The sequence below is a fragment of the Solidesulfovibrio sp. genome, from assembly GCF_029978005.1.
Taxonomy (GTDB): Bacteria; Desulfobacterota; Desulfovibrionia; order Desulfovibrionales; family Desulfovibrionaceae; genus Solidesulfovibrio.
Genome location: NZ_JARKOZ010000036.1, coordinates 1 through 12249, shown reverse-complemented (window position 1 = coordinate 12249; position 12249 = coordinate 1). Strand labels below are relative to the sequence as shown.

Sequence of the window (12249 nt, the reverse complement as noted above, 5' to 3'; positions counted from 1 at the left end):
CACTCATTGAGAAGGGATTTTTTGTACAATAACATTGTTGTGCAGATGATGGCAAGCGGCATGCATGGTGGTTCGGAGCAACGTCAGGCCGCCGGCAGATAGGAGCGTCCGAGGAGGAAACCCCGGCTTTCCAGAAAGGCGGACCAAGAGTCGGCCGCTCCCCGGCTGGCCACGTAGGGCAGCACGAAGCAGTCCCCGGGATCGGGGACCGCCTCCGGGGCCAGCACCGGACGCCCGTCGAGGACGGCGCCCACCTTGCGGGGGTCGATGTCCAGCCAGGCGGCGATGGCGATGCCGTGGGCCAGGAGGTGTTCGGCTCGTCGTCTGGTGATCCGGCCGGCCCCGGCCACGAGGACACGGGGATGGTGGGGATTGAGCCGGGCCAGGGCCCGGGCCAGGTAGCCGGCCTTGACGCGGAAGAACGCCTCCGGGGCGTAGCGGGGGTCGGTGCGGGAAAGCCGGCCCGGCGGGTCGTTCCACACCACCAGTTCCTCGGGCAGCTTGGCCATGGCCACGCCGGCGTCGAGCCAGCGCAGCCACAGTTCGTAGTCTTCCGGGAAGGGGCCCTGGCGGTAGCCGCCGTGGCGCGCGACGAGCTCGGCCCGAAACATCACCGTGGGATGCGGCAGGGGCGATTCCCGAAACGCCCCCAGCCGGATGGACTCGGGGTCGCGCAGCCCGTTGGCCCATTCGATATGGGCGAGGTAGCCCCGGGCCCGGTCGGGATCGCCGCCGAAGACAGCCAGGCAGGAGACCAGGCCGATTTCGGGGTGGGCGTCGAGATAGGCGGCCTGCCGGGCCAGGCGGCCGGGGCGGCAGAGGTCGTCGGCATCCATGCGGGCGATGTAGCGCCCCCGGGCGGCGGCCAGGCCGGCGCAAAGGGCGGCGGCGACGCCGCCGTGGGCGAGGCGAAGCGGGCGCAGCCGGGCGTCCCGGGCGGCGAAGGCGGCGAGCACGCCCCATGTCGCGCCGTCGTCGTCGGAGCCGTCGTCCACGGCCACGACCTCGAAGTCGGCTCCGGTCTGGGCAAGAAGGCTCTCAAGGGCGGCGGGGAGCGTGACGGAGGCGTTCCTGGCCGGCATGACCACGGAAATCATGCGCCCATTCTACAGCCGGAAAGGCCCTGCGGCAAGGACTGCGGCCGCAGGGCCCCGCTGCGCGGCGGATGAGCATTGCCTTGGGGGTGCGGCTCTGGTAGCTTCCCGGAATTCCAACGGGGAGACGCCGTGCCGCCCATGTCTGACCCGCGCATCATTCTCGCCTCGGACAGCGCCGCCCTCGCCGCCGCGCTGGTCCGCCACTGCGGCGGACCGCCCGTGCCCGGGGCCGTCCGTTCCGGAGATCCCGACGCCGTGATCGAGCTGCTTTCCCGGACCGCGAGGCCCGGCGGGGCGCTGTGCGTGGTGGACATGGACCTGCCCCAGGCCACGGTGACGCGGCTGGCTGAGGCGGCCGCTGCCGCCAGGGTTCCCTGGCTGGCGGCCGGCAGCGTGTACACGTCCGCCCTTCGCGAACGGGCCGAGGCCCTGGACGCCATCGACTTCGTGGTGGCCGACGCCCAGGAGCCCGAGCGCGTGGCCGAGTATGCCTGTCGGCTGCTGAAAAACCGCCACAGCCGCATCCTGGTCGTGGAGGATTCCGCCTTCATGCGGATGCACCTGCGCGTGCTGCTGCGGCGCTACCAGTTCCGGGTGCACACCGCCGCCGGCGCGGAAATGGCCCTGCGCATTCTCGAGCAGCGTCCGGACATCGCCGCCGTCATCGTGGACTACGACATGCCGGGCCAAAACGGCGTGGAGCTGACCCGGGCCATACGGCGGTGCTTTCGCAGCCGCGAGGTCTGCCTCATCGGCATCTCGGGCAAGGCCCCGAGATCCATCTCGGCGGAATTTCTCAAAAACGGCGGCGACGACTACCTCCACAAGCCCTTCGAGCGCGAGGAGCTTTACTGCCGGGTGCTGCACGGCGTGGAAGCCGTGGAACGCATGCTCGAGATCAAACGCCTGGAGCGGCTGCGCCGCATGTTCCTGTCCATGCTGGCCCATGACCTCAAAAGCCCGGCCGGCGGCATCGTGGGCGCGGCCAACCTCATCCTCGACGGCATCTGCGGCCACGTGGGCGGCGAGGTGCGGGAAATGGCGGCCGTCATCAGCCAGGCCGGCCGGCGGCTGTGTTCCCTGGCTTCCAACATGCAGGACCTCACCCGCCTGGAGACCGGCCGGCTGGAGCCGGTGCTGGCCATTTCCCGCCTGGACGGGCTGGTGATGGAGCGGGTGCGGCTGGCCGAGGCCACGGCCTCGGGCAAGGGTATCCGCATCGAGGCCGAAGTGGAGCAGACGCCGCCCATGTCCTTCGACCCCGACCTTCTGGCCCGGCTGCTCGACAATCTGCTCTCCAACGCGGTCAAGTTCTCGCCGCCCCGGTCCCTGGTCAAGGTGGAGCTGCGTCTTATGGGCGCGGAGACCGTGGTTCGGGTGCGCGATCAGGGGCCGGGCATCCTGCCGGAAGAGCGCATGCGGCTTTTCAAGCCCTTCGAGCGCCTGTCGGCCCGGCCCACGGCCGGGGAGAAGAGCCTGGGACTGGGCCTGGCCATCGCCGAGGGCATCGCCCTGGCCCACGGCGGGCGCATCTGGGTGGAAAGCGAGCCCGGGCAGGGCGCCGCCTTCTGCTTCGCCCTGCCCATGCAGCCCGATCAGTCGCTGCTTTGCACCTGCGAATAGGCGTATTCCCGAACGCTCTGGATCCAGGGCCGGGGAATCCGGCCGATGGCCTCGGCCAGCTTGGCGTTGGACAGCACCGAGTAGCGCGGCCGCCAGGCCTTTTGCGGGTAGTCCGACGAGGGGATGGGCAGCACGCGACAGGGCAGCCCGGCCGCCATCACGGCCTCGGCGGCCAGCTCGCACCAGCTGGCCTGGCCCGAGCCCACGGCATGGTAGATGCCGGGGCGGCCCACGGCGGCCAGGTCGGCCGACCAGCCGGCCAGGTCCAGGGTGGAGGTGGGGGAGCCCACCTGGTCGGCCACCACCTTGAGTTCCTCGCGGGTCCTGGCCAGGTTCAGGATCGTGTCCACGAAATTCTTCTTTCCCGGCCCGAAGAGCCAGGCCGTGCGCAGGATCTGGCAGCGCAGGATCCCGGTCTCCAGGATGGCCGTCTCCCCGGCCAGCTTGCTCGCCCCGTAGACCGAGCGCGGATCGGTCGGGTCCTCTTCCGTGTAGGGCCTGTCCGCGTCGCCGCCGAAGACGAAGTCCGTGCTGTAGTGCACGAACGTCGCCCCGGCCGCGTCGCAGGCCCGGGCCAGCAGGGCCGGCAGGTCGCGGTTGAGCCGATAGGCCGCGTCCGCGTCGTCCTCGGCCGTGTCCACGGCGGTGTAGGCCACGGTGTTGAAGAGGTGCGTGGCCTCGAAGGTCTCGATGGCCCGGGCCACGGCTGCGGCGTCGAAGGGGTCGAGTTCGGTGCGGGTGGTGGGCGAGACCGCGAACCCGGCCGCCTCCAGGGCGGCGGTCAGGGGCCGGCCCAGCAGCCCCGTCCTGCCGCCGAGCACGATGGCGCGGCCTTTGGCCGCCGCGGGCGCACTCATGCCCGGGCTCCATACCAGTTGTCCATGAACTGGCGGTAGGCCCCGGACTTGACGCTTTCCAGCCACTCCCCGTTGTCGCGGTACCACTGCATGGTTTCGGCGATGCCGCGGGCGAAGTCGTACTCGGGCGCGAAGCCGAGCTCCCGGGCGGCCTTGGTGAAGTCCATGGCGTAGCGGCGGTCGTGGCCGGGCCGGTCGGTCACGAAGCGGACGAGGCTTTCGGGCTTGCCCAGGGCGGCCAGGATCGTGCGCACCACCTCGATGTTGGGCTTTTCCGCGTCGCCGCCGAAATTGTAGACCTCGCCGGCGCGCCCTTTGCGCAGCGCCAGCTCCACGCCCCGGCAGTGGTCCGTGACGTAGATCCAGTCGCGCACGTTCTGGCCGTCGCCGTAGACGGGCAGGGGCTCGTCGGCCATGGCCCGGGAGAACATGAGCGGGATGAGCTTCTCCGGGAACTGGCAGGGGCCGTAGTTGTTGGAGCAGCGGGTGACGACCGTGTCGTAGCCGTAGGTCTCGTGGGCGGCGCGCACGAGCATGTCCGCCCCGGCCTTGCTGGCGGAATAGGGGCTGTTGGGGGCCAGGGGCGTGTCCTCGCTGAATTTCCCGTCGGGTCCCAGGGTGCCGTAGACCTCGTCGGTGGACACGTGGACGAAGCGGCGCACGCGGCAGGCCCGGGCCGCGTCGAGCAGCACCTGGGTGCCGACCACGTTGGTGTGAATAAACGGCGAGGCGTCGCTGATGGAGCGGTCCACGTGGGTCTCGGCCGCGAAGTTGACCACGGCCTCGATGTCGTGGGCCGCGAACAGGTGGCAGGCGAGCTCGGCGTTGCCGATGTCGCCCCGCACGAAGACGTAGCGGCCGGCGTAGTCGGCCTCGACGTCGGCCAGACTCTGGCGGTTGCCGGCGTAGGTGAGGGCGTCGAGGTTGACGATGGCCAAGTCGTCGTGGCGGGCCAGCATGTCGCGGATGAAGTTGGAGCCGATGAAGCCGCATCCGCCGGTCACGAGCAGTCGCATCAGTGGTTTATCCTTTTATTCTTGTTAGTTGCATTTTGTCGTTGGTGCCGACGGGCATCTTTTTACCCGTTTGCCTCAAAAAAGTCTTGCCAAATCAAGGCGACCCACATACATTCTTCGACGGGCGATTAACTCAGCGGTTAGAGTGCCATCTTCACACGGTGGAAGTCCGGGGTTCAAATCCCCGATCGCCCACCACCGAACCCAAAAAAAACGCTCCGCTTGGCGGGGCGTTTTCATTTTGGGCCGCCCGGGGCTCATTGGACGCCGCGGGCGCGCATCTCCTGGATCTGCCGGTAGTCGTCCGCGATCCTGGCCTTGAGGTTCTCGATCTCCCGCACATAGTGCTGCTTGAGGATGCGGATCTCCTCCCGCCGGCGGGCCGAGGCCGGGTCGTTGGCCACGGTGGCCCGCATCTCGTTGTCATAGGCCCCGAGGATGCGCTCGTCGTCCGCGATGGTCTTGCGTGACGTCTCGATGGAGCGGGTGAGGTCGCCCGGGCCGGGCGGCAGGGCCAGACCGGGCGCGGCCGCGAGGGCCAGGAAGGCCCAGACGAGCAGGGCGAGGCAGGGACGTTCGAGCATGGCGTTCCCCCGGGGGCCGATGGCGGTTCCCCCCCATACCGACAATCCCACCGCTTGACAAATCCGCTCCCCGGGCGTTTCCATCCCCCGTTTCGCAACCTCTCGCCCAAAGGACTCGCCATGGACATGCAGTGGTTTCTCGATCGCGACCCCTTCGCCAGGATGCTGGGCATCCGCCTGATCGAGGCCGGGCCGGGCTACGCCAAGACGGCCATGGACATCGCGGACAATCTGAAAAACGGGGCCGGCATCGCCCATGGCGGGGCCGTGTTCACCCTGGCCGACCTGGCCTTCGCCGTCGCCTCCAACAGCCACGGCAAGCTGAGCCTGGCCGTGGCCGCCGCCATCTCCTACGTCAAGGCCGGCACGGGCGGGACGCTCTACGCCGAGGCCAAGGAGGTCTCCCTGGGCGCGCGCATGGGCACCTACGCCATCGCCATCACCAACGACGCCGGCGAGGCCGTGGCCGCCTTCCAGGGCACGGTCTACCGCAAGGACACGCCCTACACCCGGGAGACGGCGTGATCGAAGTCGTGCTCTACGAGCCCGAGATTCCGCAAAATACGGGCAGCGTCGCCCGGCTCTGCGCCGCGACCAAGACCCCGCTGCATCTCATCAAGCCCCTGGGGTTCTCCCTGGAGGACCGCTACCTCAAGCGCGCGGGCCTGGACTACTGGCCCCACGTGAACCTGACGGTCTGGGAGGACTTCGCGGCCTTCCGGGCGGCCCGGCCGGGGGCGCGCCTGGTGGCCGCCACCGCCGGCAATCGGGGCCACGACAGCGCTCCCTACCACCTGCTCGACTACGGCCCGGACGATGCCCTGGTCTTCGGCACGGAGAGCCGGGGCCTGCCCGAAGCCCTGCTTGAGGCGGCCGACGCCCGCGTGCGCATCCCCATATGGGGCCAGGTGCGCAGCCTCAACCTGGCCAACGCCGCCTCGATCGTGCTCTACGAGGCCCTGCGCCACGTGGGCGAACTGGACAGAAAATAGAACGGGCAGGGAGAACCTGCCCGTTTCGTGCCGCCCCGCCGTCCCCGCACCGGAACCCCGGCTGCCGGCGGGTCGCGAAATCACACTCGCACGCCACCCCGGCAAGGGAGTCCAGAGGGCGAAAGCCCTTTGACCGCCGGAGGCTTCTCCCATTTCCTCCAGCTCCCGCTAAAGAATCTGCTCCAAAAACTTCTGCGTCCGCGGGTGCTTGGGGCTCACGAAAAATTCCGCCGGCGTGGCCACCTCAAGGATCTGCCCCTCGTCCATGAACACGATGCGGTCCGCTACTTCCCGGGCGAAGCCCATCTCGTGGGTGACGCACACCATGGTCATGCCTTCCCTGGCCAGGCGCACCATGACGTCGAGCACCTCGCCGATCATCTCCGGGTCGAGCGCCGAGGTCGGCTCGTCGAAGAGCATGATCTTTGGGTTCATGGCCAGGGCCCGGGCGATGGCCACGCGCTGCTGCTGGCCGCCCGAGAGCTTGGCCGGAAACACGTCGGCCTTTTCCAGGATGCCGACCTTGTCCAGGAGCTTTTGGGCCATGGCATCGGCGTCGGCTTTGGTCATGCCCTTGAGCTTGATGGGAGCCAGCGTCACGTTTTGCAGCACGGTCTTGTGCGGGAAGAGGTTGAAGCTCTGGAAGACCATGCCCACTTCCATGCGCACCTTGTTGATGTCCACGGTCGCGTCGTCGAGGTCGAAGCCGTCCACCACGATCTTGCCCCGGCTGATGTCCTCCAGGCGGTTGATCGTGCGCAGGAGCGTGGACTTGCCCGAGCCGCTCGGCCCGATGATGACGACCTTCTCCCCGGCGGCCACGTCGAGGCTGACGCTCTGCAGGGCCGCCACTTGGTCGAAGTACTTGCTGACGTCCGTGATGCGGATGATGGGATTATCGTTTGACATGGTGGGACAACCGCTCCTCCATGATGCTGACCAGCTTGGACAGGATCAGGGTGATGATCAGGTAGATCACGGCGACCATGGTGAACGTCTCGAAGTACTGGAACGACTCCGAGGCGTACTCCCGGCCCCGGCGCAGCAGGTCGGCCACGCCCAGGATGGACACCAGGGAGGTGTCCTTCAAAAGCGCGATGAACTCGTTGCCGACCGGCGGCAGGATGGTGCGCCAGGCCTGGGGCAGGATGACGTGGTACATGGTCTGGGTCCGGTTGAACCCGAGGGATCTGGCCGCCTCGGTCTGGCCCACCGGAACGGCGGTGATGCCGGCCCGGAACACCTCGCCCATGTAGGCCCCGTAGCACACGCTCATGGACAGGACGGCCGCCAGCAGGTCCGGCACGTGCACGAGCCGGCCCAGGGCGTAGTAGATGTAGAAGAGCTGCACGAGCAGGGGCACGCCGCGCACGATCTCCACATAGGTGGAGGCGACGAGGTTGACGTACTTGTTGCGGGAAATGCGGCCGAGCCCGGTGATGAGGCCGAACACCAGGGCCAGGGCGATGGAGTAGACCGTGACCTGGAAGGTGACCAGGATGCCGTCGGGCACGAACTTGAAGATGCGCAGGTAGGGGTCCGGCTTGAAATAGAGCAGGCAGGCCAGGACGATCAGCGCTCCGGCGAAGGACAGACGCCAGGCCGAGACGAGCCCCTTGTCGGACGGCTTGGGTATGGCCGCACCGTCGCCGACGTCGATGACGACGTGGCCGGGATCAACGGAAGTCTTGCATTGCTTGGTCATGAGGCGGTTCCACCAAACGACGTCCGCCGGCTGCGGAGCCGGCGGACGGTGCGATGTCGAAATGACGCGGGGTTACTTGCCGCCGCCGATCCACTTGGCCAGCAGCTGCTTGTCGATGCCCTTTTCCTGGACGGCCTTGATGCCCTTGTCGATGAGCTCCAGGTCTTCCTTGTTTCCCTTCTGCAGGGCGATGCCGTAGTACTCGTCGCCGGCCTCGATGATGCAGGCGATCTTGAGCGCGCCCTTGTACTTGTCGTTTTGCAGGGCGTACTGGGCGGCGACCGGGTCGTCGCAGACCACGCCGTCGATGCGGCCGTTGTACAGATCCTCGAAGGCCAGGCCGACTTCGTCGTAGGACTTGTCCTTGACGCCTTCGGCCTTCTTGACGGCGAAGTGGCCGGTGGTGCTGATCTGCGCGCCGAGCGTCTTGCCCTTCATGTCCTCGATGCACTTGGCCTCGGACTTGACCGGCACGACCAGGGCCTGGCGCACCTTGAAATAAGGAGTGGAGAAATCCATGGTGTTCTTGCGTTCGTCCGTGATGGACACCGAGGAGCAGATGGCGTTGTACTTGCCGGCGGCCAGGCCCGCGAAGATGCCGTCCCAGGCCACGGCCTTGAATTCGGGGGTGAAGCCCGCCTCCTTGCCGGCGGCCTTCATGTAGTCGATGGCGTAGCCGGTGATCTGCTTGTCGGCGTTGACGAATTCCATCGGCGGCCAGGTGGCGTCCGTGGCGAAGACGATGGTCTTGGCCAGGGTGGGGGACGCCGTCATGGCGACGAGGGCCAGGGACAGGACGAGTTTTTTGACCATGGAGGACTCCTTTGTGGGTGTGCCGGATACTGCTGGGGACATCCCCTTGCGCGCCCGTGAGCTTTCCTTGCACTTGTGGCCGAAACGTCACCAAAATTCAAGATCGCCGACCGGCAAAACCCGCAATCGCGACGATTTCCCTAGGCTTTGCCGCAATGCCAGTTTTGGCAAAACGCGGCCAGCGCTTCCAGGTTCTCCGCGAAATCCGCCCGCCCGAAACCGATGCGGAACCGGTCCGGCCACTCCTTGCCGTAGAGCCGTCCGGGCAAAAGCAAGAGCCCGGCCCTGTCGAGGGCGGCTTGGCAGAAGTCGTCCGCGTCGCCGGAGAGCAGCCCCGGAAAGGTGGTCAGCCCGCCGCGCGGCGGCACGAAATGGAACAGGTCCGACCGGGCCAGGAAAAATTCCCTGAGCAGCGCGTGGTTTTTGGCCAAAAGGTCCCGCATCCGGCCGAGGATGGCCTCGCGGGCGGCCAGGGCGCACACGGCCAGATATTCGGAAACGGCCGAGCCGCAGATGGACAGGTAATCCTTCACCTGGGCCATGCGGGCCAGCTGCTCCCGGTCGCGGCAGGCCACCCAGCCCACGCGCAGCCCGGCCAGGCCGAAGGACTTGGACATGACGCCAAGCGACACCGCCCGCTCGTCGAGGTCGCAGGCCGCCGGCAGCCTGGGCACGCCCTCGGCCTCGGAAAACCGGTAGACCTCGTCGGAAAAGACCCTGGCCCCTCGCTCCCGGGCCATCCCGATCATGGCCGCGAAAGCCTCGGGCGAAGGCATCCAGCCGGTGGGGTTGTGGGGATAGTTGAGGACCAGCGCCTTGGCCCGGGCGCCGAGCAGGGCCCCGAGCTCGCCCATGTCCGGGGCGAAGCCCCAGGCCGGATCGCACCGCCAGGCGGACACGCGTGCCCCGAAGCCCGTGGCCGCGTCCGACAGGGACTGGTAGCAGGGCGTGGGCGCGACGATCTCGTCGCCTGACGCGAGCGTGGCCGCCATGAAAGTGTAGATGGCCTCCTCGGCCCCGACATGGACGAGCACATCGTCCGGGCCGATGGTGTCGTAGAGGCCGGCGATGGCCTGGCGCAGCTCCGGCGCGCCCCGGGAGTCGGTGTAGCCCAGCCGCAGCCGGGCGAGCCCGGCCTCGGCCCCGGGCACGAGATCGAAAAGTTCGGCCACGGACAAGGTCTCCCCGTCCGAGGCGCACAAGAGCCGCGGCGCGGTGAACTCGTGCCGGGCGAAGAACCGTTCCAGGCGGAAAGGGGGCAGATGCACGACGTTGCCTTCCTTTGACGATGCGGATACCAATGCCGACGAAAACAAGCGGACATACCGATGAATCCTTCTCCCGGCAAGCTGCTTTTGCTCCTTGGACTCGCACTGGCCTGCATCGGCGCGCTCATGCTCCTGGCGGACCGGCCGGGATTTTTGCGCGACCTGTGGCAGCGCCTGCCTTTGGGTCGCCTGCCCGGCGACCTGCACCTCGAACGCGAAGGATTCTCGGTCTATTTCCCCTGGGTCACGTGCCTCGTGATCAGCATCATCCTGTCGTTGCTGGTTTCCCTTTTTCGCAAGTGAGCGCGCGCATCCGTCACCGTACCGACATTGTCGCCCCGGGCGATTTGTGCTAGCCCTGCCTCCCTATGGCATGCGACATCACCCAGGTTTTCCGCACCAACAAGACGTTGGCCATCTGGGCCGCCTTTTTCGGGCTGGTCTGGCTGATCAATTATTACGGCTTGTTCGGACTGGTTTTCATCACCTACATCCTGTGCTTCCTCTTCAACGGCCCCATCGAGGCCCTGGCCGCCAGGACCCGGCTGCCGCGAACCCTGTGGGCCGCCGTGGTCTACATCGTTTTCATGGCCGTCGTGCTCTCGCTGCTCTCCTCGGTGCTGCCCAAGCTCGGGTCCGAATCCACGTCCTTCCTCAAGAAATTGCCCGACACCCTGGAAACCCTGCGCCGGCACCTCGACCAGTGGGCCTGGCTGGCCCCGGACATGGCCGCGCCCATCTCCAAGGTCAAGGACTACCTCACCCTGGAAGCCCTGGTCGGAGTCAAGACCGAGACGCTGTTCAGCCTGGCCGTCAATTCCTTCAACCAGATCTCCACCTACGTCTCCACCTTCCTCCTGGGCACGCTCTTCAGCTTCCTCATCATGCTCGACTTCCCCAAGCTGCGGGCCAAGACCATCGCCCTGCGCGAGTCCCGGCTGCGCGACATCTACGACGTCACCGCCCGCAGCGTGGTGCGCTTCGCCATCGTCGTGGGCATGGGCTTCCGGGCCCAGATGATGATCGCCGGGGTCAACACCGTGTTCACCGCCATAGGCATGTACATCCTCGGCATCGAGCCGGTCATGCTGCTGTCCACGGTAGTCTTCTTCTGCGGGCTCATCCCGGTGCTCGGCACCTTCATCTCCTCGGCCCCCATCGTGCTGGTGGCGGTCAACACCGTCGGTCCCAGCCACGCCCTGTGGGCCATCGTCATGATCATCATCGTGCACACCATCGAAACCTACGTGCTCAACCCCCGCATCGTGGCCGCCATGTTCAAGATCAGCCCCCTGATCACGCTCATGATCCTCTACGTCGGACACAAGCTGTTCGGTCTGTGGGGCATGGTGCTCGGGGTGCCGATTTCGGTGTTCCTCTACCGCCACGTCATCATGGGCACGGACTTCCAACTGCCCTCGCTCGGCATCCGGAAAACGGACGACACGCCGCCGCCGGCAACCCCTGACGCAACAAAGGATTGAGGTTTGGGACGCGCAGTGCATATCGTCGCGGCCGCGCTGGCGGTCACGTGTCTTCTGGCCGTGGTTCCCACGGCGCACGCAGGCATGGAAGAAGGCGTCAAGGCCTACCGCGAAGGCGACTACGCCAAGGCCCTGGAAGAATTCCTGCCCCTGGCCGCCGGCGGCGACGCCACCGTGCAAAACCAGGTGGCGGCCATGTACTACACCGGCCAAGGCGCGCCCCAGGACTTCGCCAAGGCGGCGGAATGGTTCAAACGGTCGGCTGCCGCCGGCAACCCCGACGGCCAGTACTGCCTGGGCAAGCTCTTCTACTACGGCCAGGGCGTACCCCAGAACTTCGTCGACGCCGCCAAACTGCTCACCGAAGCGGGACTGGCCGGCAAGGGCGGCGCGCAATACCTCCTGGCCACCCTTTACCTCTACGGCAAGGGCGTCTCCAAAAACACCGTCAAGGCCTACTTTTGGTCCGTCCTCGCCGTGGCCGCGCCGGACTTGCCGGCCGAAGACAAATCCGGCGCGACTTCCCTGCGCGACCAGATCGAAGCCATGCTCACCCCGCGACAAGTAGAATCCATCCAGACCATGGCCCGCAACTGGTCGCCGCGCAAGAAGAAGGTGGGATGAGGGGGAGAGAAGCGTTGCAAAGAGGGAAGATGCCTCCGGCGGCAAGGAGGGGGTGACCCCCACCTTGGCCTCCCCGATGGGTGGGGGTGGGAAGGCGGTCGGAATGGTGGGTGGCGGGGCGTCGGCAGTGGTGGTCGCGGAAATGGGCCGGGCGACGCAGGCCGCAAAGCCGGCCAGCACCGCCCG

Annotated in this window: 14 protein-coding genes and 1 tRNA gene; 7 read left to right on the top strand and 8 right to left on the bottom strand. The window is 67.2% G+C overall.

Going from position 1 to position 12249, the window contains the following annotated elements; genetic code table 11:
* Positions 1-83 precede the first annotated feature (83 nt).
* Positions 84-1097 (bottom strand): glycosyltransferase, encoded by a 1014-nt coding sequence (locus tag Q1K70_RS03670; RefSeq protein ID WP_300155903.1) that lies wholly within the window; start codon positions 1095-1097, stop codon positions 84-86.
* Between the two features lie 138 nt (positions 1098-1235).
* Here Q1K70_RS03670 and Q1K70_RS03665 point away from each other — a divergent pair, with 138 nt between their 5' ends.
* On the top strand, positions 1236-2720 hold the full coding sequence (locus Q1K70_RS03665) for a hybrid sensor histidine kinase/response regulator (protein ID WP_300155970.1): 1485 nt from the start codon (positions 1236-1238) through the stop codon (positions 2718-2720).
* Here Q1K70_RS03665 and rfbD read toward each other — a convergent pair.
* Both rfbD and rfbB read right to left on the bottom strand, forming a co-directional pair.
* A complete protein-coding gene (rfbD, locus tag Q1K70_RS03660) occupies positions 2693-3577 on the bottom strand; it encodes a dTDP-4-dehydrorhamnose reductase (protein ID WP_300155900.1) in 885 nt (294 codons plus the stop codon). The genes Q1K70_RS03665 and rfbD overlap by 28 nt on opposite strands.
* Positions 3574-4593: a dTDP-glucose 4,6-dehydratase gene (gene rfbB, locus Q1K70_RS03655; RefSeq protein WP_300155898.1), complete on the bottom strand. Its 1020-nt coding sequence runs from the start codon at positions 4591-4593 to the stop codon at positions 3574-3576. The genes rfbD and rfbB overlap by 4 nt, the downstream gene beginning before the upstream one ends.
* Positions 4594-4715: 122 nt before the next feature.
* Here rfbB and Q1K70_RS03650 point away from each other — a divergent pair.
* Positions 4716-4791 (top strand) — tRNA-Val (locus tag Q1K70_RS03650).
* A 59-nt stretch (positions 4792-4850) separates the two neighbouring features.
* Here Q1K70_RS03650 and Q1K70_RS03645 read toward each other — a convergent pair.
* A complete protein-coding gene (locus Q1K70_RS03645) occupies positions 4851-5177 on the bottom strand; it encodes a hypothetical protein (RefSeq protein WP_300155895.1) in 327 nt (108 codons plus the stop codon).
* Between the two features lie 120 nt (positions 5178-5297).
* Here Q1K70_RS03645 and Q1K70_RS03640 point away from each other — a divergent pair, with 120 nt between their 5' ends.
* Complete coding sequence (locus tag Q1K70_RS03640) at positions 5298-5702, top strand: hotdog fold thioesterase (RefSeq protein ID WP_300155893.1); 405 nt, start codon at positions 5298-5300, stop codon at positions 5700-5702.
* Entirely contained in the window at positions 5699-6169 is a 471-nt protein-coding gene (locus tag Q1K70_RS03635; protein ID WP_300155890.1) for a tRNA (cytidine(34)-2'-O)-methyltransferase, read from the top strand. The genes Q1K70_RS03640 and Q1K70_RS03635 overlap by 4 nt, the downstream gene beginning before the upstream one ends.
* Positions 6170-6337: 168 nt before the next feature.
* Here the strand turns inward: Q1K70_RS03635 and Q1K70_RS03630 are convergent, their stop codons facing one another.
* From Q1K70_RS03630 to Q1K70_RS03615, 4 genes are all read right to left on the bottom strand, one after another.
* Positions 6338-7078: an amino acid ABC transporter ATP-binding protein gene (locus Q1K70_RS03630; protein ID WP_300155887.1), complete on the bottom strand. Its 741-nt coding sequence runs from the start codon at positions 7076-7078 to the stop codon at positions 6338-6340.
* A complete protein-coding gene (locus Q1K70_RS03625) occupies positions 7065-7874 on the bottom strand; it encodes an amino acid ABC transporter permease (RefSeq protein WP_300155885.1) in 810 nt (269 codons plus the stop codon). The genes Q1K70_RS03630 and Q1K70_RS03625 overlap by 14 nt, the downstream gene beginning before the upstream one ends.
* A gap of 72 nt (positions 7875-7946) precedes the next feature.
* Complete coding sequence (locus tag Q1K70_RS03620; RefSeq protein ID WP_300155882.1) at positions 7947-8687, bottom strand: basic amino acid ABC transporter substrate-binding protein; 741 nt, start codon at positions 8685-8687, stop codon at positions 7947-7949.
* A gap of 140 nt (positions 8688-8827) precedes the next feature.
* On the bottom strand, positions 8828-9955 hold the full coding sequence (locus Q1K70_RS03615; protein WP_300155879.1) for a pyridoxal phosphate-dependent aminotransferase: 1128 nt from the start codon (positions 9953-9955) through the stop codon (positions 8828-8830).
* Positions 9956-10015: 60 nt separating this feature from the next.
* Here Q1K70_RS03615 and Q1K70_RS03610 point away from each other — a divergent pair, with 60 nt between their 5' ends.
* From Q1K70_RS03610 to Q1K70_RS03600, 3 genes are all read left to right on the top strand, one after another.
* Positions 10016-10258 (top strand): DUF2905 domain-containing protein, encoded by a 243-nt coding sequence (locus Q1K70_RS03610; protein WP_300155876.1) that lies wholly within the window; start codon positions 10016-10018, stop codon positions 10256-10258.
* Between the two features lie 65 nt (positions 10259-10323).
* The gene (locus Q1K70_RS03605) at positions 10324-11439 is read left to right on the top strand and encodes an AI-2E family transporter (protein WP_300155874.1); all 1116 of its coding nucleotides are present in this window, start codon (positions 10324-10326) and stop codon (positions 11437-11439) included.
* Between the two features lie 3 nt (positions 11440-11442).
* Positions 11443-12063 carry a tetratricopeptide repeat protein gene (locus Q1K70_RS03600; RefSeq protein ID WP_300155871.1) on the top strand — a complete coding sequence of 207 codons (621 nt, stop codon included), beginning with the start codon at positions 11443-11445 and terminating at the stop codon, positions 12061-12063.
* Positions 12064-12249 lie beyond the last annotated feature (186 nt).

What these genes read in the sequence shown, in the direction of transcription:
- Q1K70_RS03670 (WP_300155903.1), bottom strand. Translation starts at nt 1,097, where the DNA reads ATGATTTCCGTGGTCATGCCGGCCAGGAACGCCTCCGTCACGCTCCCC.
- Q1K70_RS03665 (WP_300155970.1), top strand. Translation starts at nt 1,236, where the DNA reads ATGTCTGACCCGCGCATCATTCTCGCCTCGGACAGCGCCGCCCTCGCC.
- rfbD (WP_300155900.1), bottom strand. Translation starts at nt 3,577, where the DNA reads ATGAGTGCGCCCGCGGCGGCCAAAGGCCGCGCCATCGTGCTCGGCGGC.
- rfbB (WP_300155898.1), bottom strand. Translation starts at nt 4,593, where the DNA reads ATGCGACTGCTCGTGACCGGCGGATGCGGCTTCATCGGCTCCAACTTC.
- Q1K70_RS03645 (WP_300155895.1), bottom strand. Translation starts at nt 5,177, where the DNA reads ATGCTCGAACGTCCCTGCCTCGCCCTGCTCGTCTGGGCCTTCCTGGCC.
- Q1K70_RS03640 (WP_300155893.1), top strand. Translation starts at nt 5,298, where the DNA reads ATGGACATGCAGTGGTTTCTCGATCGCGACCCCTTCGCCAGGATGCTG.
- Q1K70_RS03630 (WP_300155887.1), bottom strand. Translation starts at nt 7,078, where the DNA reads ATGTCAAACGATAATCCCATCATCCGCATCACGGACGTCAGCAAGTAC.
- Q1K70_RS03625 (WP_300155885.1), bottom strand. Translation starts at nt 7,874, where the DNA reads ATGACCAAGCAATGCAAGACTTCCGTTGATCCCGGCCACGTCGTCATC.
- Q1K70_RS03620 (WP_300155882.1), bottom strand. Translation starts at nt 8,687, where the DNA reads ATGGTCAAAAAACTCGTCCTGTCCCTGGCCCTCGTCGCCATGACGGCG.
- Q1K70_RS03610 (WP_300155876.1), top strand. Translation starts at nt 10,016, where the DNA reads ATGAATCCTTCTCCCGGCAAGCTGCTTTTGCTCCTTGGACTCGCACTG.
- Q1K70_RS03605 (WP_300155874.1), top strand. Translation starts at nt 10,324, where the DNA reads ATGGCATGCGACATCACCCAGGTTTTCCGCACCAACAAGACGTTGGCC.